The organism is Streptomyces sp. (assembly GCF_050698815.1).
In the GTDB taxonomy this organism is placed as follows: domain Bacteria; phylum Actinomycetota; class Actinomycetes; order Streptomycetales; family Streptomycetaceae; genus Streptomyces.
Genome location: NZ_JBOHCV010000133.1, coordinates 1 through 24,301, shown reverse-complemented (window position 1 = coordinate 24,301; position 24,301 = coordinate 1). Strand labels below are relative to the sequence as shown.

Sequence of the window (24,301 nt, the reverse complement as noted above, 5' to 3'; positions counted from 1 at the left end):
CAGCAGCTCGCGGTGGTCGAGAAAGATCCGCGTCGCTGGGTCTGCCGCCGCTTCCCGGGCGTCGCCGGGCGGCGAGGTGTCGGACATCCTGGGCCTCCTGTCGCGTCGCATCCTGAGAGCGACGCGGGGGCCCGGAGTGTGACATCACCGACCGGGTCGGAACGTGCGACGTTGGCGTTACCACCCTGGGCGGAGTTCGAGGACTGGCACCCGCAGTGATCGTTCATCTATCATCGGCGATTAACGATTAAAGGAGAATGATGCTGGACCGTCCCTCTGCTGAGGCGTACGCGAGCTGGTTCGGGTGCTTGGCGGACCCGACACGGCTGCAGTTGCTTCACCTGCTGGCCACCGAACGCAAGCCCGTGACGATCGGAGAGCTGGTTGCTGCGCTGGGGCTGGGTCAGTCGACGGTCTCCGCCCATGTCCGCCGCCTGGCCGAACTGGAATTCGTGTTCGTCGAGAGGGTCGGCACCGCCAGCCTGGTGCGCGTGAACCCGGACTGTCTGGCCGAGTTCCCGACCGCCGCCGAAGTGGTCATGGGCCGCGCGCCGGTGCGCTCCGGAAACAGTGCGCAGGTGCTGGCGCCCTGGCAGGCGGGGGAGACAGAGTGAGCGAGCGGCTGTCGGCCGCACTGGCCGATTTCGCGGTCCTGCTGGCGGAACTGGCGGTTCTGCTGGTCGCGGTTTCGGCGCTCATGGCGTTGATCGCCCGCAAGATCGGGGTGTCCCGGCTCCAGGACTGGCTCGGCGGCGGCCGGCTGCGCGGAGCGGTGAAGGGGATCCTGCTCGGGTTCGTCACCCCGTTCTGTACCTATTCCGCGATCCCTGTGGTTGTCGGCATGGTCAACGCGCGGATTCAGACGGCGACGCTGGCCGCGTTCCTCATGTCGTCCCCCGTCCTTGACCCGGTCATCGTGGCCATCCTCATCCCGCTGTTCGGCTGGCAGGCCACCGTGGCCTATGTGGTGGTGACCTGCGTCGGCGTGCTGCTCGCCGCGCTGCTTGCCGATGTGACCCACCTGGAACGTGGTCTACGCCCCGCCCGGGCGCCCGTCGCGGTGACCACAGGCGGGAGCGGCCCAGCCGTCGATCCGGTGCCGGCCGCCGGCGCCTGCGCGTCCTCGTCCTACGACCCTTTCACCGACACCGCCCCATGGGCCGGGTGGCGTACGGAGGCCCGTCCCGCCCTGCGCTACGCGTTGGACCTCGCCCGTAGCCTGGCGATACCGATGATCGTCTCCGTGGCCATCGCCGCCGCCATCCTCGGACTGATACCGCAGGACCTCATCGCCCGGCTCGCCGGGCCGGGCAACCCTCTTGCCGTGCCCGTCGCGGCGGTCCTCGGCGCCCCCTTCTACGTCTCCACCGAAGCATTCCTGCCCATCGCCGCCGCCCTGCACGACAGCGGAATGGGCCTGGGAGCGGTCTTCGCCCTGGTCATCTCCGCAGCAGGCGTCAACGTTCCCGAACTCGGACTGCTGAGCCGGGTCATGGCACCGCGGCTGCTCGCCGCCTACACCCTCGCCATCATCGGCATCGCGATCGCCGCCGGATACCTCATCCCCCTCGTGTGACCAGGGTGCCCGGCGCACTGGTTGACCTTCACCTTGGGTGAGGCCACAGCATCGGTGGGGCCGGGCGACGCGCCCGGTATGAGGAGGAACGGGTATGGGGCTGCTGACCATCGGGGCGTTCGCCAGGGCGTCCCGGCTGTCGCCGAAGGCGCTGCGTCTCTACGACGAGCTCGGACTGCTGCCTCCCGCTCGCGTCGACCCGACGACCGGATATCGCTTCTACGCACCGGAGCAGCTGGAACAGGCCCGACTGGTGGCCTGGCTCCGCCGCCTCGGCATGCCGCTGGCCCGCATACGGCACGTCAGCGGACTGGAAGCGGCCATGGCGACACAGGAAATCCGTTCGTTCTGGGCTGAGGTCGAGGCCGACACCGCGGCCCGACGGGATCTCGCGACCTTCCTCATCGACCACCTGTCCCGGAAGGACCACGCCATGTCCCCGACCACCCAGCCCCTGGAAATCCGTTACGCCGCACACTCCGACACCGGCCTGGTCCGTGAGACCAATCAGGACGTCGCGTACGCCGGTTCCCGCGTGTTCGCCGTCGCCGACGGGTGCGGGGATGAAGGAACCCCGGCCAGCGCGGCCGCGGTGGAAGCGCTCAAGCGCCTCGAGACCGGCAGCATACCTTCGGGAGGTCTCCTCAACGTCCTCGAAGATGTCATAGAGCAGGCCGACCAAGCCGTCCGCGGCATCGCCGCTGCCGGCCAGGCACCGCACGACGTGGGCACCACGGGCACCACGCTCACCGCGATGCTCTGGACCGGATCACAGTTGGCGCTCGTCCACGTCGGTGACTCCCGCGCCTACCTCCTGCGCGACGGCGAGCTCCTTCAGATCACCCACGACCACACTCTGGTGCAGTCGATGATCGACGAGGGACGCATCACCCCCGAGGAGGCGGCTTCCCACCCGCAGCGGTCGATGCTGGCGCGGGCGCTGACCGGGGGAGGTGATGTCACCCCCGACCTGCGCCTCCACGACGCCCTGCCTGGAGACCGCTATCTCCTGTGCACCGACGGGCTGTCCACTGTCGTGCCGGCCGAGGAAGTGCACCGGGTGATCTCCACCGTCACCGACCCCGAGCACGCGGTGCGCGAACTCATCGGTCTGGCCAACCGCTCCGGCGGTCCGGACAACGTCAGCTGCGTGGTCGCCGACGTACGGGAGCTCCCACAGTGAAATGGGGCGGTCTGCCCCACGAAGCGCACCAGTACCGTTCCGCGGAACTCATTCGCGAGGCCGATGAAGACCGCCTCGCCCGCGCAGCACGAAGGAGCAAGCCGGCTCCCCCGACCTGTCTGCGCCTGCTGGTCCGGCGCCGCAGCTGAACGACCTCGGCGCGACAGTGGCCGACTGAGACGGGAATCGATACGGAGCACGACGAAGGCGCGGTGAGGCTGGGCTGAGGGTACGAGATTCGAACCCGTGCGCGCGGAATGAGCAAGGTCTTGCTCTTCCCTGCGGAGCATTCACGACCTGACCGCCGCCTGGCGGCCTCTCCACACACGGCAGACCATGAAGAGTGGATGAGAGTCCGGAGCCCGGGCACTGCCGGGCGGTGGAAGGGAGGCGGCTGATGCAGCACCGAACCGTCCATGACCTGATGACCAGGGCCGTCGTACGCGTACACCGCGATACCGGGCTGAAGGAAATCGCCGAGCTTCTCGCGAATTACGACATCACAGCCCTGCCGGTGGTCGACGACGATGAACACCCCGTCGGTGTCGTCTCCGAGGCGGACCTGCTCGGCAAGCAGGCTGGACTGCCAGACCCCACGGGCCTGCTGTCTGCTCACGAAGCCGGGCCCGGTAGCCACACGCCGAGCGAGGCCGGCGCCGCGTACGAACTCATGACGAGCCCTGCCATCGTGGCCCGGCCCGAGTGGAACGTGGTGGAAGCAGCCCGGGTGATGGCCGACCGCGCGGTCAAACGGCTGCCCGTCGTCGATGAAGCCGACCGTCTCATCGGCATACTCAGCCGCTCCGACCTCCTGTGCGTCTTCCTGCGCCGCGACGACGCCATTCACGAGGAGATCACCCGCGACGTCCTGGAAGGAACGCTGGGACTGGCGCCCGGACAGCTGACGGTCGACGTGACGGACGGCAGTGTGACGTTGCACGGTGAGGTCACTCCCAGTCACCTCGTTCCTGTTGTGGAACGGCTGTGCCAGAGCGTGGACGGCGTGGTCAAGGTACGCAGTCATCTGACCCGTCGCCCCGATGACAACAGGAGCACAGCGCTGCGGTGACCGGCCGCCGACGAAGGGAAAGGTCATGACGACAACGGCAAGTCCCCGGCTGATCGCCGCGCTGCCGGCCGCGGGACGTGATCGGATGATGCGGCTGTCGCAAGAGAGGTCCTTCCCCAGGGGAACACGCATCTTTGAGGAAGGGGACAGAGCCGACCGGTTCTGGATCATCCGAACCGGTTCGGTCACCCTCGACCTGCATGTTCCCGGGCGGCAGGGCGCCACAGTAGACACCCTCGGTCCCCATGACCTGCTCGGCTGGTCATGGCTGTTCCCGCCCCATATCTGGCACCTGGGGGCTTCCGCCTTTTCGCCGGTTACGGCCCTGGAGTTCGACGCGAACGCCGTGCGGGACCTGTGCGAAGAGGAACCCGAGTTCGGGCAAGCGCTCACCCGTTGTGTGGCGGAGATCATCGCCCGCCGATTGCACGCTGCCCGTACGCGGCTCCTGGACCTCTACGGACCGCAAGGCAGTGGTTCCTGGCTGTGAGGGGGCACGATCCGAATCCGCAGCCCCATCGTCAGCGTGGCCGCGCTGCGCCGGCGGGCGCCCTGCTCCGGGGGCGAACCGCGGGTCGCTGAGCAGATGACCGACCACCGCCTGCGCGCGGGGCCCGAAGTCGACCGCCATCAGTTTCACCAGCCGCTTGACGCCCCCAGCGTCGCGGCTGGAGCCGCCGAAGGTCTCGGCGGCCCGAGCTGACGCGGCTGCGCGAGGACGTCGACCCGACACGCGGTCTCTCCTCTGCTCTGTCCGGACGGTGTCTCAGCAGTACGACGACGCGGCCGCCGGGAATGTGACGCGACGCGCGGGCGACGACCTGGAGCCGCTGCCATGTGCGGCGCTTTCCGACCTCTTGTCATGCCTATCGATTCTCGATAGATTTCCATCGTTGGTCGATCGAAGGAGGGGCGATGGGAAAGCTGACTGTGCTTGCGCTGCGTGCCGTGCTCGTGGTGCTGGTCGCCGGCTCGGTGTTCGTACAGGCGGTGATGGTGCCGCTGCTGGCCACCGACTTGCGGGAGCTCGAAGCGGACCTCGCGTACCTGCGCACCCCGTTGCTCGTGATCACGTTCCTGGGTGTCGTGACGGTCCAGGTCGTCCTGGTCTGCGTGTGGCGGCTGGTGACGATGGTGCGACGCGGAACCGTCTTCTCCCACGCCGCCTTCCGGTACGTGCACGTCGTGATCGGCGCGGTCGTGGCGGCCGCCGGCCTGGTGTTCGCGCTCGCGGTCCTCCTCGCGCCGGGCGAGGCCGTCGCCCCGGGCGTCGTCCTCCTGATGGGCGGGGCCGTCGTGGCGGTGCTGGGGGTCGCGCTCATCGTGCTCGTAGTGCGGATGCTGCTCGCTCAGGCCGTCGCGCGCGACGTCGAGGCGACGCAGATGCAGGCCGAGCTGGAAGAGGTGATCTGATGCCGATCGCCGTCGACATCGACGTGATGCTGGCCAGGCGGAAGATGTCCGTGGGCGAGCTGGCGGACCGCGTGGGAATCACGCCCGCCAACCTGGCGGTGCTCAAGAACGGCCGTGCCAAGGCGGTGCGCTTCGCCACGCTCGCCGCGCTCTGCGAGGTGCTCGAGTGCCGGCCGGGAGACCTGCTGCGCTGGGAGCCCGAGGATGTCGCGGACAGCGAAGCGGCCCCCGGTGCCGCGCAGGGAGGTCACCGGTGACCGAGGTACGTGGCGTCACGACCAGTACCGACGTACTGGTGATCGGGGCGGGGCTGGCCGGTCTTCACACCGCCACGCTCCTCGCCCGGCAAGGCCACGACGTACTCCTGGTCGAACGGCGAGCCAGTCTTGCCTCCGCGATCCGCACCACGGGAATCTTCGTGCGGAAGACGCTCGACGACTTTCCGCTGCCCCCCGAGCACCTCGGGCCACCGATTCGGCGAGTGGTGCTCTACCCCCCTGCGATGCGCCGCCCGGTCAGCCTGATCAGCCCCCGCGACGAGTACCGGGTGGGCGACATGGCGCCGCTCTACGCGGCGGCGGCGGCCGTCGCGGCCGAAGCCGGCGTGCGGATGGCACTGGGCACGCGCTACGCCGGCCGACAGGGCAACACCTTCCACCTGGCCGGCCGCGACGGGCCGACCACGGTCCGGGCACGCTTCGTCGTCGGCGCCGACGGAGCCCGCTCGAGAGTCGCCCGTGACCTCGCCCTCGACCGCAACCGCCACCTGCTCGTCGGTGCCGAGGAGGTCTTCGAGGTGCCCGGGAACGACGAGCCGCCGACGTTCCACTGCGTGCTCGATCCCTCCCTCGCCCCCGGCTACCTGGCCTGGGTGGTCAACGACGGGCAGCACGCCCATGTCGGCGTCGCGGGTTACGCCGACCGCTTCCCTGAGGGTCTTCGCCGGGCCATGGAGCGGTTCGGTGCCTCTGCGCCAGGGCTGGCCGGCGTGGACCGTCCCGAGGCGGTGGAGCGGCGCGGGGGCCTGATTCCGGTCGGTGGCGTGCTGCGCCGGATCAGCTGCGCCGACGGGGTTCTTGTAGGGGACGCGGCGGGCGCGGTCTCACCACTCACCGCCGGCGGGCTGGATCCGTGCCTGCGGCTGTCGGAGCGCGCGGCCGAGGTCATCGACGACGCGCTGCGGGCCGGGAAACCGGACGCGTTGACCCACTACGACGGAGCCGCTCTGCGCGCTCGCTTCCGAGGACGGCTCACGCTGCGCAGGGCGTTGGCATACGTGCGGACGCCGGCTGCTGCTGCGGCGGCGTTCACACTGCTGCGCACGCCGTTCGGCCAGGCCGCGGCCGGCCGGGTCCTCTTCGGCGACAGATCCTTCCCCGGCCCCGCACGTGGGTGAACATCGGTGGTCGGCGTGGACCAGGGCCTCGTCTCTGTGGCCGGAAGGGGGTGCCCGCCGCGCAGGTTGACCTTCGGCTGCAGCAGCTCAGGGACTGAGCGCTGCGGGGGCGGAGAGCGCCCAGCGCAGCACCGCGGGCCTGGGTACGGCTGCGGCCAGCAGGGTGCCGTCCGGGGACAGGGCGAGCGCGGTCACCGGGCACCGACAAGGCACGTGCAGGACCGTAGGCGGGGTGGAGCCCTTGGGGCGCCACAAGGTGACGGCCATGCCCGCGCCGGACCCCGGCGGACCGGCGTGGGCGGCGACAAGGGTGCCGTCCGAGACGAACGCCAGCGCCTCGACTCCCCCTTCGCAGGACGGCTCCGTTCCCGCCCACAGCTCCCGGCCGTCCGCGCCGGCCTCCCACAGGCTCACGCGTCCGTTCTCGTCCCCGACGGCCAGCACGGACGCGTCCGCGGCGAAGGACAGCGCGAGCACGGCGCTGCCGCGGCTCGCCAACAGTGGAACCCGCGTACCCGAGCGGAGGTTCCACAGCCGTATGGTCCCGTCCGCGCCTCCCACGAGCAGCCCCCCGCCGTCCGGTGAGAAGGCCAGGGCGCGCAGGGGGCCGCCGTCGTGGGGGAGTCCGACCTCCTGGCGCCCGGTGGCCGCGTCCCGGACCGTCACGGCGCCGTCCTTGTCCGCGCCCGCGAGGAGCGACCCGTCCGGGGAAAAGGCCAGCGCGGACAGCGGCCGTTCGCCGGTCAGTCGGTGTCGCAATGTACGGGAGACCGGGTCCCAGAGGCCGACAGTCCCATCGTCGTACGCCGCCGCCATGAGCATGCCGTCGCGTCGGAAGGCGACCCCTTGGGCGGGACGGCCGCGGGTGTCGGCTAGCGGGAGCAGCGGCATGGGCTCGCCGGAGCCGAGGTCGGCGGCGCGGGCCCGCTCGGCGAGCGTGGCCGTCGGCAGGACGGGGGCAGGGGCCAACGCTGCGGCATCGGGCGCGTGTTCGGGGGGAGCGTGCGTACGGATGAGCGCCGCGGTCGCCGGTGCCTTGAGGTCCTCCCAGCGCAGCAGACCGCCCCGGCGGCCGTGGAACGGCTGCCGCCGTGCCCGGGAACGGCTCCCGGCGGCCGGGGCGCGGCGGCTCAAGATTCCTGCCCGACGGCCCAGCGCAGCGAGGTGCCGGAGTTGCCGAGGGCGAACTCCCCGATGTCGAAGCCTGGCCCGACCATCCGCCCGTCGTCGGCCACCCGCTCGTCGTGCCAGATGCAGTGGATGTGCGCCCCGGGGACGCGCTCCAGAAGCAGGTCGCGGCCCCGGTCGGCGACGAAGGGCACGATGACGTCGATGCGGACGGCCCGCGGGCCCACCCGGTCGGCCAGCGTCCGGCAGGCGGCCAGCGCCGTCCGCCCGGATGCCAGGGCCACGTCCAGCAGGGCGTAGCGGGCTCCGAGAGCGTCAGGGACCGAGCCGTAGACCACGACCGGATCCGCCTCGTGCTTGGTCCTGAACGGCGCCAGCACGCCCATCGGCCCTGGCCCGAAGGCATCGAGCCAGGGCTGCCACAGCATCAGGCCGCCGCGTAGGACGAAGAGCGGCACGGTGGGCACGGTGCCGTCCGTCGCGCCGGGCGGCGCCCAGCGGGCGAGCAGGATGCCCGCGATCGCGCGGACGTGTCGGAGTGCGTCGGCAGGGCGGGTGGGCGCCTCCAGGAGCGCGCCCTTGAGCCGGTCCGCCTCGGCCGAGGGGTGGACCCGCAACCGGGGGTGGGCCGCGCAGGCGTAGGAGTGCTCCTGCATCAGCGCGGTTCCTCTGCGGTTCCGGCCGGGGCCGGTCCCTGTGCGGGCGCGGCGCCGACGGGGGCGGCGCCCGGCCCGTCGCCGCCCGCGGACTCCAGCGCTGACAGCCGCCCGTTGAGTTTCTCCACGGCGGTCAGTAGCGCGCTGTTGCCGACCCGCAGATCGGCGATCTCCGCCACCAGACCGGCGTTGATCCGCTTCAACCAGGAGATCTGGCCGACCTCTTCGAGGTGGCGGCGATAGCGGGCGAGGGCGTCCACCGCTTCCAGGATGGCCCAGGATGGCGCGGTGTTCGGCATCGAGTCGACCCCCCAGTACGCGTTGTCCAGGTGGCGTCCGACGGTGTCCCGTGCCACCCGCCTGACCGCCTCGTCGCTCGGGTCGACGCCCAACGAGAGCAGGGCGATCAGGGCGCGTTCGGCGGGCAGGTGGGTCCAGCGCAGCCGCTCCGAGCGCATGACGACAGCGTTCAAGGGGGACTGCGCGCCCTCGCCCGGGACGTCGGCGCGGGCGACGCCGTCCCGGGGGGAGCCGCTGTAGTGCTCCAGCCAGGCGGCCAGCGCTCCGGTGCGGGCGCGGGCCAGCAACCACGCTCGGGAGGCGTGCAGCGACTCCAGCGGCCGGCCGGCGGCGATCAGGGCCGCGACGCCGTGGCTGGTGTGCGCGATGGTCGACACCGTGCCGCCGCGGATCCCCCAGGTGCCGTCGTCGTCGCCCTGCCGCTGCACCCAGCCGGCGCCCGCTTCCACGACGGAGCCGAACCGCAGGCGTGCGTCGTCGTCGACGGTCAGGGCGCGGATGGCATAGGAGGTCGCGGTGGTGTCGCTCTGGCCGTCGCGGACGGTGTTCCCCCATCCGCCGTCGGCGTTCTGCGCCGCCACGACCCAGTCGAGGCCCCCGAGCAGGACCGGGTGCTCGCTGGACACGCCCATCCTGGCCAGCGCGAGCAGCGACAGGCACGTGACCATCGTCAGGCTGAAGTGGTCGGCCAGCCGCGGCTTGGACAGCCGCCGTCAGCGCACACGGCGGAGAACAGGAAGTCACGCGCCGCGACCAACTGGGGGTCGCCCGGACTGACGCCCATGGCCACCAGCGAGCCGATCGCGCAGGCCGTGCCCGCCGCACTCGGTGGCCCGTCCTCCTGGAGGAACTGCCGCCAGCCGCTGTGCAAGGGGCCGCATGCGAAGGTCCTGCGCAGGTAGAGCGTGGTGCCCTCGAAGATCTCGCCAACCCGCGCGATCTCGGCCGAAAGATCGTCGAAGGCGTTGCCGTACTCCTCGGTCCTGGCCACGCCGCCCCCTCCTCCGGCTGGGGCCCGCTCCTGCCGGCAGGACGAGTATCGCTCATCGATGACGCGCTGTCAGCTGTCTTGAGGCGATCCCGCGCCGGGTTGGGTACGTTCGCCAAGCACCACGTTGTAAGGCAACAGCGGTCACCATTGCTCGACGAGCAGGAACGGGCGCTGATGATCTGGCGGCACCTGTTCGTCTCCGACCGCTGGGCTGGGAGCTGCCCGGCGGCCTGCATGACGCCGGCGGAGATCCGCGGCATACCGCGGCGCGTGAGCTCCGCGAGGAGGGTCAAGTCCCAGTTGCGAGGCGCCATGGCAACCCTCTTGAGAGCGCCGAGGGGATCCCCTTGCAGCGCACGAAAGCATCTCCCGCTCGTACAACCCTTGTGCCCTGTGGGGAGTCTCCTGATGGCCAACGGCTGCCCACATCCGATGACGATTCCCGGAGACGCAGCAGCTGTAGGCACCCCAACGACTGCGGATGCCGTCGCACATCCCCGCATGCAGAATGAGAGCCCCGCGTGCACAAGCGATTCCGTATCGCTCTATCGACGATTGCCGCCACCGCCCTCACAGGTGGCCTGATAGCAGTCGCAGCTCCGCCCGTCGCGGTCGCGGCCGCGGCCCTCTACGCCGACGACTTCAACGGCGACGGCTACCGGGATAACGCCATCGCGTGGAACACGACGGCCCGGGCCGGCGCGGTGAAGATCGTATTCGGCACGGCGACCGGTCCCGGAACCGAGACCCAGGTGATTCACCAGGGCAGCCCCGGCGTCCCCGGCGCCAATGAGGAGGACGACGCGTTCGGCCAGGTCCGTGCCGCTGCCGACTTCGACCAGGACGGCTACGGAGATCTCGCCGTATCCGTGCCCGACGAGGACGTCGACGGCCGGAACGACCAGGGTGCCGTGGTCGTCCTGTGGGGCAGTTCCTCAGGTCTCGCCGGCGGAACGACGATGCCGAACCAGACCCCCGGCCAGTTCAACTCTTTCGGCAAGGACCTCGCCACCGGCGACTTCAACGGCGACGGCACGCCCGACCTCGCCGCCATCAATGGCGGGAAGACGTTCGTCTATCGCGGTGCCATCACCAGGACCGGCGTCACCGGCTCGGTGACCGAGCATGATCAGGAGTCGACTTCGTTCAGCGCGGACACGCTCATCGCCGGCAAGGTCACGCCCGACTCGGCCACCGACTTGGTGATCACCGGAGTCGTCGCCGGCGTGGAGCACCCCACGACGGACGCCTGGTTCATCCGGGGAGGATCCACGCTCACGCCGGGTGAAGCGCTCCGCTTCGACGCGAGTCAGTGGAGCTCCCGACCGGACGGTGTGATCGCCGACTTCGATCAGGACGGCTACGGCGACATCGCCATCGGTAACCCTGCGGACAGCGGTTACCAGGGCGCGGTGGTCATCTGGCCCGGCGGAGCCACGGGCCCGGGCTCGACGTCCCAGCGTCTGACGCAGGCCACCGCTGATGTGGCCGGCACCCCTGAGGCCAGTGACTGGTTCGGTGACAGCATCTCGGCCGCCGATGTCACGGGCGACGGCTTTCCCGACCTGGCCGTCGGCGTACGGGGTGAGGCGATCGGCACAGTCGAATGGGCCGGCGGCATGCACCTGTTCAAGGGGGGAGCCGACGGTCTGGCCGGCACCGGATCGCAGTGGTTCTCCCGTGCCACGAGCGGCATTCCCGGCGCTGTGACCGCCGATGACAACTTCGGCGGCACCGTGCGTCTCCGCGACACCGATGGTGACGGTCACGCCGACCTCTTCGTCGGAGGCAACCTCAGCTCGCTCCGCCTGCCAGGCACCGACAGCGGCCTGACCACGACCGGGCTCACCCAACTCGACGACAACGAGAGCCCGCACGGCTTTCTCCAGTAGCCGGTAGCCTCGCGGCCTCGGCCCGCACGGTCGGGATGTGGACACGCGCTCCTGGCTCAATCACCGCTACGACGGGCTTGAGAGCCACCTCACGCCTGATCATGGGACATCTCCTGGCCGAGGCCGACTGAGACGGAAACCGAGACGGAGAACGACGAAGGCCCCGACCTTGATCAGGTCGGGGCCTTCGTGACAGCCCGGTGAGGCTGGGCGGGGGATACGAGATTCGAACTCGTGAGGGGTTGCCCCCAACACGCTTTCCAACTCTCCGCCCGCCGGTCACTGCCCGGGCCACAACCGATGTCCAGCACGGTCTAACTGACTGAACGTCGAGGAGGCCGGCTGCTGTTCGTATGAACGGCCGGCATCACCCGAGGCGGCTCGCAGCATGGAGGCAGCCTGGTCGGGGTGAGCCATCGGTAGAAAGTGGGATCTGCCTACTTGTCGCATAGGCAACTCGTGTCCAGACTGATCGACGATCAGGCCGTATTGGTATGCACCACCGTTCCCGGAGACAAAGTCTTCGATCGGAGAGTGACCACTCATGCGCCGTCGTTCCCTCCTCGCCGGACTGGCCGGAATCGGTGGCAGCCTCGCGCTGCCGTCGTTCGCGTTCGCGGAGCCGCAGTCGCGGCCGAACGGACCGTGGATCCAGCCCGGCCAGACCGTCCAGAAGGCCGCCCTCACCGCCAACATCGATCTCGGACCCAAGCTCGAGCAGATCGCGGACCGGTCCGGAGGCCGCATGGCCCTCGAGGTCGCGGGCACCTCGTCGAGTGGCTGGCCCATCCACCTGGCGCGCTTCGGCGAGCCGGGCGCCGGCAAGATGCCCGTCCTCATCCAGACCCAGATCCACGGCGGCGAGCCGCTGGGCACCGAAGCCGCGCTGCACCTCATGCAGACGCTCGCCGGAAGCTCGCACCCGGCGGTTCTGGAGATACTCGACCGGCTGGCCATCTGGTTCATCCCGCGTCTGAACATGGACGGAGCCGACTTCCGCACCGGGAACGGCTTCCTCGTCCAGCGCCGGCAGAACACCCAGGAGTGGACGCCGCAGGCGTGGGGCCTGGCTGCGGACACCCCCGCCCCCTGGTATCTGCCGCGCAGCCTGCAGCAGCCCGGCGCGGTCTCCGGCTACGACATCAACCGCGACTTCAACCCGGACCTCAACTTCCGCCTGCAGCCGGGCGACGAGGCGCTGCTGCCGAGCGAGTCCCGCATCCCCGGCTTCTTCGTCACCCCCGAGGCCCGCGTCTCCACTGCCGTCTACCAGCGGATGCACCCGGAGTTCTTCATCGACCACCACCATCGCGGCAGCAACGTGGAGTCGGAGGAGAACAACCAGCTCACCACCCTCCAGGTCATCGGCATCGTCACCGAGGGCACACCGGAGTACCCACTCGACCCGGCCGTGCGCGACCTCAGCTTCCAGGTCAATGTGCTGGTCTGGGACATGCTGCGCTCCCTGGGCAACTCGCCGTTCGGCGGCATCACCCGCTACCCGGACGTCGAATTCCCGGGCACCGCGCTCGGCTCGTACGCCCTCAACGGCTCCGGGATCATGCTCTACGAGACCCGGACCGTGGGCCAGAAGTCCATGGGCATGCTGATCCGCCAGTCGGTCGCCGGCCTCGGCGTCACCCTGGAGGCGCTGGCCTCCGGCACCGTCTCCGGCGTCGACCCGAACCGCTACTTGGACATCCCCCCGGCCGGTCCGCGGATCGGCAACCCCGAGCACCTGTAAGGCCGTCCGCGCACCTCACCCACTCCACGATCTGAAAGGAAACCGCCATGCGAAGACTCAGCACCACGCTGGCCGCCGTGCTGCTCGTGGCCGGGCTCAGCGGCCTGTCGCCGGCTGCCGCCGAGTCACCGCTCAACCCCGGCGGACCGTGCCTGCAGGAGAACCAGAACGTCAGCCGGAGCAGCGTCGCCGGCTACGCCGATGTCGTACAGGAACTCGCCCGCATCCAGCGAACCTCGCACGGCCTGGTGGAGGTCGACTCCGCCGGTACCTCCGGCGAGGGCCGGGACCTGCTGTACGCCACGGTGGGCGATGGGCCGAAGACCGTGTGGCTGCAGGGCCGGATCCACGGCAATGAGCTGCACAGCACCGAGGCTCTGCTGCAGATCCTCGGCCTGCTCGCCTCCGGCAACCCTGACGCGAAGCAGATCCGCGAGGAGATGACGGTCATCGTCATCCCGATGTACAACCCCGACGGTGCCGAGGCCAACATCCGGCAGAGCGTCACCCCCCACCGGGTCGACCTCAACCGCGACTTCGAGAACTTCGCCCAAGTGGAGACGGTCGCCTTCTGGAAGCTGTGGCGTGACCTTGCGCCGGAGCTCGTGCTCGACCTCCACCACATGGGCCAGTCGCCCGTGGTGCAGGGCACGAACGAGCTCAACCAGTTCCAGATCGGGGCCCGTTCGATCGACCCGTCGCGGATGACGGCGGAGCAATGGCTGACCAACCGGCAGATGGCCATGGTGAGCGTCGACGCGCTCGCCGAGTACGGGCCGGTCAACGTCGCCCACTATCCGCTGATCGACATCACCAACGCAGGGCTCAGCCGCATGCTCATGAGCGGCACCGCGCCGGCCGGTGAGGAGCCGGTGGCCGAGTCACCCACCAAGGGCGCCATCTTCTACGAGGTGCGCTCCGTCGGGCAGAAGAGCAACGGGCAACTGGAGAACCTCTTCCGGATCCCGACGATGGCTCTGCTGAACGCCATCGCCGACGGCTCGCTGTCGTCCTACGACGTCTCCGGGTACGACGACCTGCCCTTCGCCGAGCAGGGCACCTGCGGTCCGGACTTCTGACCGCCGGCCTTCTCCGACCGCCGGAACACTGAACCCGGTGCCGCACGGCCGGGGTGGATTCGCGACACCCGCGAGTCCGCCCCGGCCATCGTTGTGTGGCCGGGTCGAGGGCTGTGGGCGCGGTGGGGATGCACGGTCCCTCTGGGGGTGGCGTCGTCCATGACGCTTCAGGGTTACGGCGGTCGTGATCGTTCTCCTCCTTGGGGAGTGCCGAAAGAACGGCAGCCATGGCAGAAACACCGACCCGCCCTGCTGAACACCCGCGTCAGATAGCTGTTCCGCGTCTACGCGGCTTCTCGTTTGTGCCATTTACTTCTCCGTTCCCTGAGTCAGCCCACGGCTGTCTCGCTTGGGGCGCGGCCCAGGTGTTGTCGGTGCCGTGCGGCGCCGGTTGGTGCCCCACGGGTGGTCGTCGCCGACCGGGTAGCAGCCGTGGAAGTGGGGTCACCCCGTGGGTGCGGTGGCAGGTCGCCGGGACCCGGTCGGGCCGGCCCTGTTCGGCCCAGCAGGACCCGGCGGTGGTCCTGATGCCCTGCGGGCCGAACTCGGCGAAGGTGAAGGTGAGTCGATGCGGAATCTGGCCCATCGCACCACCCCGGCGAACATTCCCGGTCTCGCACGCAGCGTAGGCGTGGGGTGGATCGCGGGCGTTTCTTCGTTCTCGCCGAAGAAACGGACCATCAAGAATTTCGATGCCGTCATCGATGAACGCCCGTTGTCGGGGTGATCCAGGCCACATACCATCACCGGACTGTCGGAGCCAGCAGGGCGTATCGCGCCCCTTTTGCTGGTCCGGGTTCAGGTGGTGGAGCACGCGGCGCAACCTGGGCCGTTTCGCGACGCATTGGAGGTATTCCGTGCATACTCCGAGTCCGCGAAGAGGCGGCTGGGTGCTGCCGCTGTGCTGGATGTCCGTTGTGCTCGACGGGTTCGACCTCGTCGCGCTTGCCGTTGTTTTTCCGGTAATGCTGAGTGAGCAGGTGTGGGGACTCACGCCCGGATCGGCTTCGGCGATCGCTACGATCGGCCTGGTCGGCATGACGATCGGCGCGCTGATGATCGGAACGGTCGCCGAGACCATCGGGAGACGTAAAGCGCTGATCATTTCGGTCGCGTGTTTCTCCCTGTTCACGCTGTTGTCGGCGGCCGCCCCGTCGGCACCGGTGTTCACCATTCTGCGGTTTGCCGCCAGCCTGGGTCTGGGAGGCTGTCTGCCCGCCGCGGTCACGACGGTGGCCGAGTACAAGGCCCGCAAGGGGCAGAGCAGCAGTGCCACGACCACGGTGATGACGGGCTACAACGTCGGTGCCGTGCTGTGCGCCGTGTCCGGCATGGTGCTCATCCCACAGTTCGGCTGGCGCGTCATGTTCGTCGCCGGAGCGCTGCCGGCGTTCGTGCTGATCCCACTGATGCTGAGGAATCTGCCTGAGTCCGATGTCTTCCGAGCCGCCCGGGATGCCGCAGTCACCAGGGCGCAGGTCGGACGCGACGCTCTCGCGGGGCTCTTTCGTGACGGCTTCCTGCGGGCGACCGTGGCGTTCTGGGTGGCCACGTTCATGGGCTTGATGCTCATCTACGGGCTGAATACCTGGCTGCCGCAGATCATGCACGCGGCGGGGTACTCGATCGGCCACTCGCTCGGCTTCCTGCTCACCCTCAATCTGGGCGCCATTCTGGGCTATCTGCTGGGAGGCCGCCTGGCCGACCGCAAGGGCGTGCGCAAGGCCACCATCGGCTGGTTTGTCGGCGCGGCGACGTTTCTCGCCACCTTCGGCCTGCGGCTGCCGGAACCGGTTCTCTACGGGGTGCTTTTCCTTGCGGGCTTCTTTGTCTTCAGTTCGCAGGCGCTCGTGTACGCCTACACACAACGCGTCTATCCCGACCACGTGCGGGCAACAGGCGTTGCGTGGACGGCCGGAGTCGGTCGGCTGGGAGCGATATGCGGACCGCTGGTGGGCGGGGGCCTGCTCTCCGCCGGGATCGCGTATCCATGGGGATTCTATGTGTTCGCCCTGGTCGGTGGGCTCGGTGCTGTGGCCGCGTGGGTCGTCCCGGCGACGTCTCCAGCGGGCCGGAAAACATCGTCACCGGGCGATGTGGCGGAGGTGGCCGCTGCTGTCCCGGCGCGGACCGAAGACGGCCATTGAGAATTCCGATACGGCCATCGATTCCAGCCCGTTGCCGCGGCCGGTGGACGCATTTAGCGTCGATCGCACCCGCCGAGTGGAGGAAGAAGACCATGGGTAAGTTCGTCATTCAGCCGCACGTGAGGTTGCAGGAATGGGTGGCCGAGGAGCACGGTCACTTCACCGCAGAAGGCCTCGACTACGAGTTCATGCGGACGGGGTTCGCCGGAGCGTCACGCACCACCTCTGCGGTGCAGCCGGCCGACAGCGTTCCCGTCGAGGTGCGGAGCGGCGCGTTCGAGGACATGCAGCAGGGGCGCACCTGCGATGTGTCAGCCGCGTGCCACTGGGCGGTGAACGCCGCCGCCACGGAGGGAGCCGGGCGCATGTGGGGCAACGCCTACTCCGTGTCGCCGGCCGGCATCTTCGTCTCCGCCGACTCGCCGCACACGCGCCCGGAAGACCTGGCAGGTGTTCCGGTGGCGACGAGCTATCACTCCGGCAGCCACTACTCGGCCATCCAGGGGCTGGAGCCCTTCTTGGAGCGGGACGCGATCAAGGTGTCGTTCTCGGGCCTGCCCTACGACCGCGTACGGCTGCTCATGCGCGGCGAGGTGGCGGCGGCGAACGTGTTCGGGGCCCAGTACTACATGCTGGAGCAGCTGGGCTACCGCAAGCTCGTCGACACCACGTTCGTGATGGGCTTCCTGGTTCCCGGGACTGCCGATCTGGAGGACACCCGGAAGTACTTCCGGGCGCTGGAGAAGGCGCAGCGTGACATCGACCTGGAGCCGGAGCGCTACAAGAAGTACTGGCTGCGTGAGATGCCCGAGGATCTGGCCGAGGTCGTCGACGTCCGTCGCTTCGGGCCCGGCGAGCGCATCGTGTTCGAGCCCTACACCCGAGAGATGTTCGATGTCACCCAGCGCTGGATGAGGAGCTGGGACCTGCTGGATGTGGACGTCACGGCGGACAACGGCTTCGAGCAGGCGGTTCTCGCCTAGGGCGTGCTGGTGCGGTGGCGGGTCACCGCTGAGACGGTTCCAGTGCCCTGGGCGGCCGCTGGACGACCGGAGGAGGTTCGGTGGCACTGGATTTGTTCCGCTTGCTGGTCTTCGTCACCGTGGTGGACCGAAACGGGTACTCGGCGGCGGCTCGCCATCTCAATCTGGCCCAGCCGACCGTGTCACATCACGTCAGCGAACTCGAAAGGGCCCTGAACGCGACGCTGCTGCACTACGAGCAGCGGGCCGTGCACCTCACGGCGGCCGGTCACGAGGTGTACCGGGTCGCGTTGGGCATGTTGCGCGAGCAGGATCACCTCACCGAGTCGCTGAAGGACATCGAGCAGGGCCGTCGCGGACGGGTCCGGCTGGGATGCAGCATCGCCTTCGAGCAGAAGTACTTCATGGAAGGGGTGATCGCCCCGTTCTGCCGCTCGCATGAGGGCACCCTGCTGTCGTTGCGGTTCGGCCACAGCCGTCGTGAGGCCCAGGCAGTGGTCGACCGGGAACTCGATCTGGCCTACGTCATCTCCTGGCATCTGCCCAGCGAGGTGAACTTCGAGCCGCTGCACAAGGCCACCCTGACGTTCCTGGTCGCGCCCTGTCACCCACTGGCCGATGAGGAACTCGTCACCGTCGACCAGATCGGCGCAGCGGGCCTGATCACGGCGCCGCTCACCAGCGTCGAGTCCAGCTACTACCGTGCGGTCCTCCGGGAGTTCGGTCTGACCGGCGACCACTCGGTGCTGGAGATCGACGGCTTGCAGTCCAGAGTGCTCGCGGCGGAGGCCGAGCTCGGCGTGGTGGCGACGTTCATCCCCGACTACGGGCGCGATCGTTCCCCCGGTTCTCTCGTACCGCTGCCCGTCGAAGGGCCGGCCCCGACGGTGGAAGTCGGCCTGGTGCTCCGCCAGGGGGAACCACAGTCGAGCAGTACCGAGGCCCTCGCGGACTGGTTGCGCGGGTCGACGACGCGCTGACCGGCCGGACCGCACTCTCGCAGCAATCCCTACTGGAGTACCACGACATGGCCCACCGCCTTGCCCGGGCACCCTCTTCGTACCTGCGACAGCACGCACACCACCCTGTGGACTGGTTCCCGTGGGGTCGCGAGGCGTTCGAGGAGGCACAACGACGAAACGTGCCGGTGTTTCTCTCCGTCGGCTACAGCACCTGCCATTGGTGTCACGTGATGGCGAGGGAGTCCTTTGCCGACGAGCAGACGGCCGCCGTCCTCAACGAACACTTCGTCGCCGTCAAAGTGGACTCCGAGGAGCGGCCCGACGTCAACGCGACCTACATGCGAGCGGTACAGACGATGACCGGCCGCGGGGGGTGGCCGATGTCGGTTTTCCTCACGCCGGAGGGCAGCCCGTTCCTCGCCGGGTCGTACTGGCCCAAGGAACCGCGGAACGGTCTTCCCGCCTTCCGGCAGGTCCTGGAGACGGCGTCACACGCCTGGGAGCAGCGGCACGACGAGGTCACCGCCACGGCCGAGCAGATCTCCTCGTTCCTCTCCCGCCGGGCACCACGCCCCGCGGCAGGACGGGCCGTCGACATCTCAGCAGCCGACGACGCGGCGCGATCACTCGTCGGCGAAAGCTGGGACCGCCACCACGGCGGCTTCGGTACGGCACCGAAGTTTCCGCACGCCATGACGATCGAGTGGCTGGTGCACCGGCATGCGCGGACGGGAGACGAGGACGCGTTGCGGGCCGCTCTCCATGCCCTGCACGCGATGGCCCAGGGAGGCATCCACGACCAACTCGGCGGCGGATTCAGCCGCTACACCATCGATGAGGCGTGGTCGTGGCCGCACTTCGAGAAGATGCTGTACGACAACGGCCTGCTCCTGCCGGCCTACGCCACCGCTGCCGCCGCCACCGGCGACAGGGAACTGGAACGAGTGGCGCGGGATACAGCGCACTACCTGCTCACCGACCTCCAGGCCGAGCACGGCGGCTTCGTTTCCGCCACCGACGCGGACGCGGCCGGGATCGAAGGGGCGTTTTACACGTGGTCCTTCGACGACCTCGTCCAGGCTCTCCACGACGTCGGCGTGGACCCGCGGCCGTGGACGGCCTTCCTGGGTGCCGTTCCGGACGGCAACTGGAACGGAACGAACGTGCTGCGCCGAACCATGACAGCAGAGCGTATGGCCGAACGGCTCACCATGACGCGGGACGGTTGGGACCGTGAATGGAACCGGATCCGCAGCCACCTGCTGGCTCGGCGTGCGGAACGCGTACCCCCTCGCACCGAACGCCGCATCCTGACCGACTGGAACGCCCTCACCGTGCGTGGACTGGTGCGTGCCGGCCAGCTGCTGGACGAACCGGCCTGGACGGCGGCCGCCGCGGCCTGTGCGGACTTCCTCCACCAGGAGCTGGTCGACGGCGGGCACCTGCGCCACTCCTGGAGGGACGGCCGTGCGACCGTCGACGGCTTCCTTCTCGACCACGCCGCCCTGGCCCTGGCCGATCTGGAACTCTTCCAAGCCACCGGCGCACAGGTCTGGTTCGACCGCGGGACGGCCCTCGCCGAAGAAACGCACGAGCGGTTCCACGACGACCACCACGCAGGATGGCTTCAGAACCGCGCCGGTTCCGATCCCTTGCTCGGGGGGCAGCGCGAGGCCACCGACACCACCGACACCGCCGTCCCCGCCGGCTCATCCGTGATGGCCGAGGTCTGCCTGGTCCTGGCCGGGCTCACCGGCGCCGACAGGTGGCGGGCCCGCGCGGAGCGGGGCGTCCTGGTACAGCAGGAGCAGGCCCGCACGAGCCCCCTGGGCCACGGATGGCTGCTGCGCCAGCTGGAGGCGGTCGCCGCCGGTCCGCAGGAGGTCGCCATCCTCGGCCGGCCGGGCCCCGACCGCGACGCGCTGACCCGGACCGCGGCCGGACGACCACGGCCCGGCACCGTGATCGTCACCGCCACCGCGGACCCGGCCGGGACGGTTCCGTTCCTGGCCGGACGGGGTCTGGCCGATGGACACCCCATGGCGTACGTGTGCCGGCAGAGCAGTTGCGCACGTCCCGTGAGCACCGCCGCCGAGCTGGCCGTACAGCTGGATGCCTGAGAGCCCATGCTCCGGCAGCGGTTCGTGGTCGAGGGCTTCGCATGCGTCGCGGGCCCGCAGCGGCTGCCCGCACGGCAGTTGATGGGACCAGGGTTCGATCGGACTCCGGCTCCGGGCTACTTGGGGGTCACGAGGGTTAGCGCCTTGCCGCCGGGAGGAGCGAGCACCCCACCGCTCTTCGCATCGCCCGCGAACCACGCCCCGCTCTCCAGCTCCTTCGTCCACCGCCGCCACCGGAACGGAGCCCGCGCCTTCATCACCGGCGACCAGCCGTCCTCGCCGACACCGGTCTTCAGCACCGATGTCCGGCCGTCCTCACCGTCACCGAGCTTGATCTGCACGGTGATTCCTCCGCTCATCTTGACCCCTTGGGCTCTGCGCACCGCCGGGCAGTACTGCCAGGGGTGCTTTCCCAGCGCCATGTCGATCGAGCGCACGGTCTGCATCGCGATGGCGGACAACGCCAGGGGCCGCAGGCTGACGAACATCAGCAGCAGGAACACGGCCCGTACGGTCTCCAGGTCCCGGTCGTTGATCAGGATCACTGCCAGGGTCAGCAGCGCCCACACAACAGTCCACGTCACGAGCCGAATCAACCCGCGCCGCCAGGTGGCCAGATGGGCCGACTGGGTCCGGGGGTCGTCGATGGCACGGGAAACCGTGGAGGGCGGGACGCTCTCAAGCACGGGAGTTCCTCCTTCGTGCAGACACGGTGCGGGAGAGCGAGATCGGTCTCTGCCGCGTGACCGCTGATCGTAGAGCTTAGGCAACAGCATCTCGCCATGGGGGACATCACAGGCATGCGGGAAGTACATCGGCGGTCCGCGGGGCGAGGAGCTCGGCGGAGGCATCCTGGGGAACACGGCGGGCGGTATGACGGCGGGCGCCGCTGCCTCGGTCGCCGGTGACAGTCTCAACAACCTCCGCAGCGGGGACGAGTTCGACCCCTCGCAAGGACCTCGACGCAGCGGTCAACGGCGATCCCAACGCGGACAAGGACGACGACAAGCCCACGCGGCGGCCGTGGTCTCCCGGTGGGGCGCGGACAACCCCGGCCACTCGGCAGAGGTCGAGTCGGTCGTTGTGCCCGGTATGGGGCGGGGCGATCTGACGACCGTCGCCCCGGTGCGCCGGGAAGGAACGGTGCACCGGGGTGACGGGCCGGCTCGTCCGGGGTGGGCCCGGTTCAAGGAGCCGGTCTAGAAGAAGTGCTTACGCCCACCGACTGCGCGGCCGGTGGCGCCGAGGATCCACAGAATCGCGCCGACCACGATGAGGATGCCGCCGACCGTCGTCAGGAGGCTGATGCCGACCAGCATGCCGATGATGAGGAGGATGAGACCGAGAATGATCACGTGTGTTTTCCCGTCGTGAGGACCGTCAGCAGCGCGCGGCCCGTGTCTCGCGGGCGGGCCGCGCCCCACTCCCGCACGGTCTGCAAGAGGGAGCGGGTGGGGAGCCCCGGGGTGCGAGGGCCCCGGGTGGGTGTTGCTTGACGACCGTGTGCCCGGCATGGGGGATCGAATGCACGTGCAAGCTCTCGTTTGTTCCAAGTCGCCCCGCCGGACCAGTCACGGGCCTGACTGAGACCACGAGGTGACGGGCGGGCAGCCCGCGTCGTTCTTCGGGCGCTGCTTCCCGGGTCAAATTCCTACTCGTGAATTCCGTGGCGGAGCGAAGCCCGAGTCACTCCAGCATGACGTGGGGTGCCTTATGCGCCGGGTTGGCGAGGGCTGAGACCACGAACGACGTAGGGCCCCAACGCCGGAGCGGTGGGGCCCTACGTTCAGCCCGGTGAGGCTGGGCGGAGGATACGAGATTCGAACTCGTGAGGGGTTGCCCCCAACACGCTTTCCAAGCGTGCGCCCTAGGCCACTAGGCGAATCCTCCGCCGAGAACACTACAAGACGCCGGGGCGTGCTCGCGAACCCGGTCGCCGGTCAGGGCGCCGGGTGGGCTTGGGACGGGCATCGGGTAAGGTGGGCGCAGCCCCTCACGTGGCGCTATCTCTCTGAACTCCCCCAGGGCCGGAAGGCAGCAAGGGTAGGAGGGCTCTGGTGGGTGCGTGGGGGGCGTTGACGTTCCCGGGGAGGGTCGGGGTGTGCCCCGGACCGCCGGCGGCCCCGTCGTTTCGGCCTCGTGTGCGAGCGGACCCGGGCGTCGGGTGAGAGCGGCGTGACTTGTCGGCGCGCACCGATATCGTCGGGGGCGTGTCGTCCCTCGCCCTGTACCGCCGGTATCGCCCCGAGACCTTCGCCGAGGTCATCGGGCAAGAGCACGTGACCGATCCGTTGCAGCAGGCGCTGCGCAACAACCGCGTCAATCACGCGTATCTCTTCAGCGGCCCCCGCGGCTGCGGCAAGACGACCAGTGCGCGCATCCTCGCCCGCTGTCTCAACTGCGAGCAGGGGCCCACGCCCACCCCCTGTGGCGTGTGCCAGTCGTGCGGTGACCTGGCGCGCAACGGGCCGGGTTCGATCGACGTGATCGAGATCGACGCGGCGTCGCACGGTGGCGTGGACGACGCCCGTGAGCTGCGCGAGAAGGCGTTCTTCGGGCCGGCCTCGAGCCGTTACAAGATCTATATCGTCGACGAGGCCCACATGGTCACCACGGCCGGGTTCAACGCCCTGCTGAAGGTGGTCGAAGAGCCGCCGGAGCACCTCAAGTTCATCTTCGCGACGACCGAGCCGGAGAAGGTCATCGGCACGATCCGGTCGCGTACGCATCACTATCCGTTCCGGCTGGTGCCGCCGGGCACGCTCCGCGACTATCTGGCCGAGGTGTGTGACCGGGAGGCGATCCCGGTCGACGAGACGGTGCTGCCGCTGGCCGTGCGCGCGGGGGCCGGGTCCGTACGGGACTCGATGTCGGTCATGGACCAGTTGCTGGCCGGCGCGGGCGATGACGGTGTGACGTACGCCATGGCCACGTCCCTGCTCGGTTATACGGACAGCGCGCTGCTGGACGACGTGGTGGACGCCTTCTCCGTGGGGGACGGCGCGCGGACGTTCGAGATCGTGGACCGGGTCGTCGAGGGCGGTCACGACCCGCGGCGTTTCGTGACGGACCTGCTGGAGCGGCTGCGTGACCTGGTGATCCTGGCGGCGGTCCCGGACGCGCTGGACAAGGGCCTGATCGACGCCCCGGGCGACGTGATCGAGCGGATGCGCGGCCAGGCCGGCGCCTTCGGAGCGGCCGAGCTGAGCCGCGCGGCGGATCTGGTCAACGCGGGTCTGACGGAGATGCGCGGGGCGACGTCGCCGCGGCTGCAGCTGGAGTTGATCTGTGCGCGGGTGCTCCTGCCCGCGGCGTACGGGGACGAGGGTTCGATGCGGGCCCGCCTCGACCGGCTGGAGCGGGGGGCGGCGTCCGCCTTCGCCGGTACGGGCATGGGGACGGGTCCGAGTACGGGTACGGCCACCCTTGCGGGAGCGGAGGCGTCGGCGGCCACGGCCGCCGCCCCGGTGGCCGCTCCGGCTCCGGCCGCCGCGGCTCCGGCTCAGGCCCCCGTCGCCGCTCACTCCGAGGCTCCGGAGCGGGACGGCGGCGACCCCGGCCGGCCAGGTGCCTGGCCCTCCGGCACCGGCTCCGGCACGGGCCCCGGTACAGCGTCGCCTCCGCAGGCCGCAGGGCGCCCCGAGGAGCCCGCGGAGCAGCCC

The 24,301-nt window shown here is 69.6% G+C and carries 24 protein-coding genes, 1 tRNA gene, 1 other RNA gene and 1 pseudogene; 19 read left to right on the top strand and 8 right to left on the bottom strand.

Features of this window, described 5'->3' with window-relative positions; genetic code table 11:
- Nucleotides 1-257: 257 nt before the first annotated feature.
- From ACRDP3_RS05355 to ACRDP3_RS05320, 8 genes are all read left to right on the top strand, one after another.
- Nucleotides 258-614, top strand: coding sequence for an ArsR/SmtB family transcription factor (locus tag ACRDP3_RS05355; protein WP_431515646.1), 357 nt, complete (start codon nucleotides 258-260; stop codon nucleotides 612-614).
- Nucleotides 611-1,576 (top strand): permease, encoded by a 966-nt coding sequence (locus ACRDP3_RS05350; protein ID WP_431515645.1) that lies wholly within the window; start codon nucleotides 611-613, stop codon nucleotides 1,574-1,576. The genes ACRDP3_RS05355 and ACRDP3_RS05350 overlap by 4 nt, the downstream gene beginning before the upstream one ends.
- Before the next feature lie 94 nt (nucleotides 1,577-1,670).
- Nucleotides 1,671-2,759, top strand: a complete 1,089-nt coding sequence (locus ACRDP3_RS05345) for a MerR family transcriptional regulator (protein WP_431515644.1) — start codon at nucleotides 1,671-1,673, stop codon at nucleotides 2,757-2,759.
- 397 nt (nucleotides 2,760-3,156) lie between these two features.
- Entirely contained in the window at nucleotides 3,157-3,828 is a 672-nt protein-coding gene (locus ACRDP3_RS05340) for a CBS domain-containing protein (RefSeq protein WP_431515643.1), read from the top strand.
- A gap of 25 nt (nucleotides 3,829-3,853) precedes the next feature.
- Nucleotides 3,854-4,318, top strand: a complete 465-nt coding sequence (locus ACRDP3_RS05335) for a cyclic nucleotide-binding domain-containing protein (protein ID WP_431515642.1) — start codon at nucleotides 3,854-3,856, stop codon at nucleotides 4,316-4,318.
- Nucleotides 4,319-4,743: 425 nt separating this feature from the next.
- A complete protein-coding gene (locus ACRDP3_RS05330) occupies nucleotides 4,744-5,241 on the top strand; it encodes a DUF2975 domain-containing protein (protein WP_431515641.1) in 498 nt (165 codons plus the stop codon).
- Entirely contained in the window at nucleotides 5,241-5,498 is a 258-nt protein-coding gene (locus ACRDP3_RS05325; RefSeq protein WP_431515640.1) for a helix-turn-helix domain-containing protein, read from the top strand. The genes ACRDP3_RS05330 and ACRDP3_RS05325 overlap by 1 nt, the downstream gene beginning before the upstream one ends.
- The gene (locus ACRDP3_RS05320; protein ID WP_431515639.1) at nucleotides 5,495-6,637 is read left to right on the top strand and encodes an FAD-dependent oxidoreductase; all 1,143 of its coding nucleotides are present in this window, start codon (nucleotides 5,495-5,497) and stop codon (nucleotides 6,635-6,637) included. The genes ACRDP3_RS05325 and ACRDP3_RS05320 overlap by 4 nt, the downstream gene beginning before the upstream one ends.
- An 87-nt stretch (nucleotides 6,638-6,724) precedes the next feature.
- On the opposite strand, the gene ACRDP3_RS05315 is transcribed toward ACRDP3_RS05320, so the two are convergent.
- From ACRDP3_RS05315 to ACRDP3_RS05300, 4 genes are read right to left on the bottom strand one after another with little or no spacing between them, the layout of a single operon-like run.
- Nucleotides 6,725-7,771: a WD40 repeat domain-containing protein gene (locus ACRDP3_RS05315; RefSeq protein WP_431515638.1), complete on the bottom strand. Its 1,047-nt coding sequence runs from the start codon at nucleotides 7,769-7,771 to the stop codon at nucleotides 6,725-6,727.
- Nucleotides 7,768-8,421 (bottom strand): uracil phosphoribosyltransferase, encoded by a 654-nt coding sequence (locus ACRDP3_RS05310; RefSeq protein WP_431515637.1) that lies wholly within the window; start codon nucleotides 8,419-8,421, stop codon nucleotides 7,768-7,770. Before ACRDP3_RS05310 ends, ACRDP3_RS05315 begins: the two co-directional genes overlap by 4 nt.
- Nucleotides 8,421-9,389 carry a prenyltransferase/squalene oxidase repeat-containing protein gene (locus tag ACRDP3_RS05305; protein WP_431515636.1) on the bottom strand — a complete coding sequence of 323 codons (969 nt, stop codon included), beginning with the start codon at nucleotides 9,387-9,389 and terminating at the stop codon, nucleotides 8,421-8,423. The genes ACRDP3_RS05310 and ACRDP3_RS05305 overlap by 1 nt, the downstream gene beginning before the upstream one ends.
- A gap of 2 nt (nucleotides 9,390-9,391) precedes the next feature.
- On the bottom strand, nucleotides 9,392-9,712 hold the full coding sequence (locus ACRDP3_RS05300) for a hypothetical protein (RefSeq protein WP_431515635.1): 321 nt from the start codon (nucleotides 9,710-9,712) through the stop codon (nucleotides 9,392-9,394).
- Between the two features lie 86 nt (nucleotides 9,713-9,798).
- Between ACRDP3_RS05300 and ACRDP3_RS05295 the strand changes: the two genes are divergently transcribed.
- From ACRDP3_RS05295 to ACRDP3_RS05280, 4 genes are all read left to right on the top strand, one after another.
- Nucleotides 9,799-10,224 carry an NUDIX domain-containing protein gene (locus ACRDP3_RS05295; RefSeq protein WP_431515647.1) on the top strand — a complete coding sequence of 142 codons (426 nt, stop codon included), beginning with the start codon at nucleotides 9,799-9,801 and terminating at the stop codon, nucleotides 10,222-10,224.
- A 9-nt stretch (nucleotides 10,225-10,233) separates the two neighbouring features.
- Nucleotides 10,234-11,604 carry an FG-GAP repeat protein gene (locus tag ACRDP3_RS05290; RefSeq protein WP_431515634.1) on the top strand — a complete coding sequence of 457 codons (1,371 nt, stop codon included), beginning with the start codon at nucleotides 10,234-10,236 and terminating at the stop codon, nucleotides 11,602-11,604.
- Nucleotides 11,605-12,148: 544 nt separating this feature from the next.
- Nucleotides 12,149-13,348, top strand: a complete 1,200-nt coding sequence (locus ACRDP3_RS05285) for a M14 family zinc carboxypeptidase (RefSeq protein ID WP_431515633.1) — start codon at nucleotides 12,149-12,151, stop codon at nucleotides 13,346-13,348.
- Between the two features lie 47 nt (nucleotides 13,349-13,395).
- The gene (locus ACRDP3_RS05280) at nucleotides 13,396-14,427 is read left to right on the top strand and encodes a M14 family zinc carboxypeptidase (protein WP_431515632.1); all 1,032 of its coding nucleotides are present in this window, start codon (nucleotides 13,396-13,398) and stop codon (nucleotides 14,425-14,427) included.
- A 355-nt stretch (nucleotides 14,428-14,782) separates the two neighbouring features.
- On the opposite strand, the pseudogene ACRDP3_RS05275 reads toward ACRDP3_RS05280, so the two are convergent.
- Nucleotides 14,783-14,986 (bottom strand): annotated as a pseudogene (locus ACRDP3_RS05275) (IS630 family transposase); the annotation flags it as partial.
- A 9-nt stretch (nucleotides 14,987-14,995) separates the two neighbouring features.
- Between ACRDP3_RS05275 and ACRDP3_RS05270 the strand changes: the two are divergent.
- The 5 genes from ACRDP3_RS05270 (at nucleotide 14,996) to ACRDP3_RS05250 (ending at nucleotide 20,639) form a co-directional block, all read left to right on the top strand.
- Nucleotides 14,996-15,154 (top strand): hypothetical protein, encoded by a 159-nt coding sequence (locus tag ACRDP3_RS05270; RefSeq protein WP_431515648.1) that lies wholly within the window; start codon nucleotides 14,996-14,998, stop codon nucleotides 15,152-15,154.
- A gap of 163 nt (nucleotides 15,155-15,317) precedes the next feature.
- On the top strand, nucleotides 15,318-16,574 hold the full coding sequence (locus ACRDP3_RS05265; protein WP_431515631.1) for an MFS transporter: 1,257 nt from the start codon (nucleotides 15,318-15,320) through the stop codon (nucleotides 16,572-16,574).
- Between the two features lie 92 nt (nucleotides 16,575-16,666).
- A complete protein-coding gene (locus ACRDP3_RS05260; protein ID WP_431515630.1) occupies nucleotides 16,667-17,557 on the top strand; it encodes an ABC transporter substrate-binding protein in 891 nt (296 codons plus the stop codon).
- Between the two features lie 80 nt (nucleotides 17,558-17,637).
- Nucleotides 17,638-18,537, top strand: a complete 900-nt coding sequence (locus ACRDP3_RS05255) for a LysR family transcriptional regulator (protein ID WP_431515629.1) — start codon at nucleotides 17,638-17,640, stop codon at nucleotides 18,535-18,537.
- A gap of 47 nt (nucleotides 18,538-18,584) precedes the next feature.
- Nucleotides 18,585-20,639, top strand: a complete 2,055-nt coding sequence (locus ACRDP3_RS05250; RefSeq protein WP_431515628.1) for a thioredoxin domain-containing protein — start codon at nucleotides 18,585-18,587, stop codon at nucleotides 20,637-20,639.
- Nucleotides 20,640-20,755: 116 nt separating this feature from the next.
- On the opposite strand, the gene ACRDP3_RS05245 is transcribed toward ACRDP3_RS05250, so the two are convergent.
- The 3 genes from ACRDP3_RS05245 to ACRDP3_RS05235 form a co-directional block, all read right to left on the bottom strand.
- The gene (locus tag ACRDP3_RS05245) at nucleotides 20,756-21,325 is read right to left on the bottom strand and encodes a hypothetical protein (protein ID WP_431515627.1); all 570 of its coding nucleotides are present in this window, start codon (nucleotides 21,323-21,325) and stop codon (nucleotides 20,756-20,758) included.
- Nucleotides 21,326-21,838: 513 nt separating this feature from the next.
- Nucleotides 21,839-21,994, bottom strand: a complete 156-nt coding sequence (locus tag ACRDP3_RS05240) for a hypothetical protein (protein WP_431515626.1) — start codon at nucleotides 21,992-21,994, stop codon at nucleotides 21,839-21,841.
- A 450-nt stretch (nucleotides 21,995-22,444) separates the two neighbouring features.
- Nucleotides 22,445-22,529, bottom strand: a tRNA-Ser gene (locus ACRDP3_RS05235).
- Between the two features lie 94 nt (nucleotides 22,530-22,623).
- Here ACRDP3_RS05235 and ffs point away from each other — a divergent pair.
- An RNA gene (ffs, locus tag ACRDP3_RS05230) (signal recognition particle sRNA small type) lies at nucleotides 22,624-22,722 on the top strand.
- A 127-nt stretch (nucleotides 22,723-22,849) separates the two neighbouring features.
- The coding region (locus tag ACRDP3_RS05225; RefSeq protein WP_431515625.1) for a DNA polymerase III subunit gamma and tau at nucleotides 22,850-24,301 on the top strand (1,452 nt) is incomplete at its 3' end.

Excerpts from the sequence above, each read along its gene's own strand:
- ACRDP3_RS05355 (WP_431515646.1), top strand. The coding sequence starts at position 258 with ATGATGCTGGACCGTCCCTCTGCTGAGGCGTACGCGAGCTGGTTCGGG.
- ACRDP3_RS05345 (WP_431515644.1), top strand. The coding sequence starts at position 1,671 with ATGGGGCTGCTGACCATCGGGGCGTTCGCCAGGGCGTCCCGGCTGTCG.
- ACRDP3_RS05340 (WP_431515643.1), top strand. The coding sequence starts at position 3,157 with ATGCAGCACCGAACCGTCCATGACCTGATGACCAGGGCCGTCGTACGC.
- ACRDP3_RS05335 (WP_431515642.1), top strand. The coding sequence starts at position 3,854 with ATGACGACAACGGCAAGTCCCCGGCTGATCGCCGCGCTGCCGGCCGCG.
- ACRDP3_RS05330 (WP_431515641.1), top strand. The coding sequence starts at position 4,744 with ATGGGAAAGCTGACTGTGCTTGCGCTGCGTGCCGTGCTCGTGGTGCTG.
- ACRDP3_RS05325 (WP_431515640.1), top strand. The coding sequence starts at position 5,241 with ATGCCGATCGCCGTCGACATCGACGTGATGCTGGCCAGGCGGAAGATG.
- ACRDP3_RS05310 (WP_431515637.1), bottom strand. The coding sequence starts at position 8,421 with ATGCAGGAGCACTCCTACGCCTGCGCGGCCCACCCCCGGTTGCGGGTC.
- ACRDP3_RS05305 (WP_431515636.1), bottom strand. The coding sequence starts at position 9,389 with ATGGTCACGTGCCTGTCGCTGCTCGCGCTGGCCAGGATGGGCGTGTCC.
- ACRDP3_RS05285 (WP_431515633.1), top strand. The coding sequence starts at position 12,149 with ATGCGCCGTCGTTCCCTCCTCGCCGGACTGGCCGGAATCGGTGGCAGC.
- ACRDP3_RS05280 (WP_431515632.1), top strand. The coding sequence starts at position 13,396 with ATGCGAAGACTCAGCACCACGCTGGCCGCCGTGCTGCTCGTGGCCGGG.
- ACRDP3_RS05270 (WP_431515648.1), top strand. The coding sequence starts at position 14,996 with ATGCGGAATCTGGCCCATCGCACCACCCCGGCGAACATTCCCGGTCTC.
- ACRDP3_RS05260 (WP_431515630.1), top strand. The coding sequence starts at position 16,667 with ATGGGTAAGTTCGTCATTCAGCCGCACGTGAGGTTGCAGGAATGGGTG.
- ACRDP3_RS05250 (WP_431515628.1), top strand. The coding sequence starts at position 18,585 with ATGGCCCACCGCCTTGCCCGGGCACCCTCTTCGTACCTGCGACAGCAC.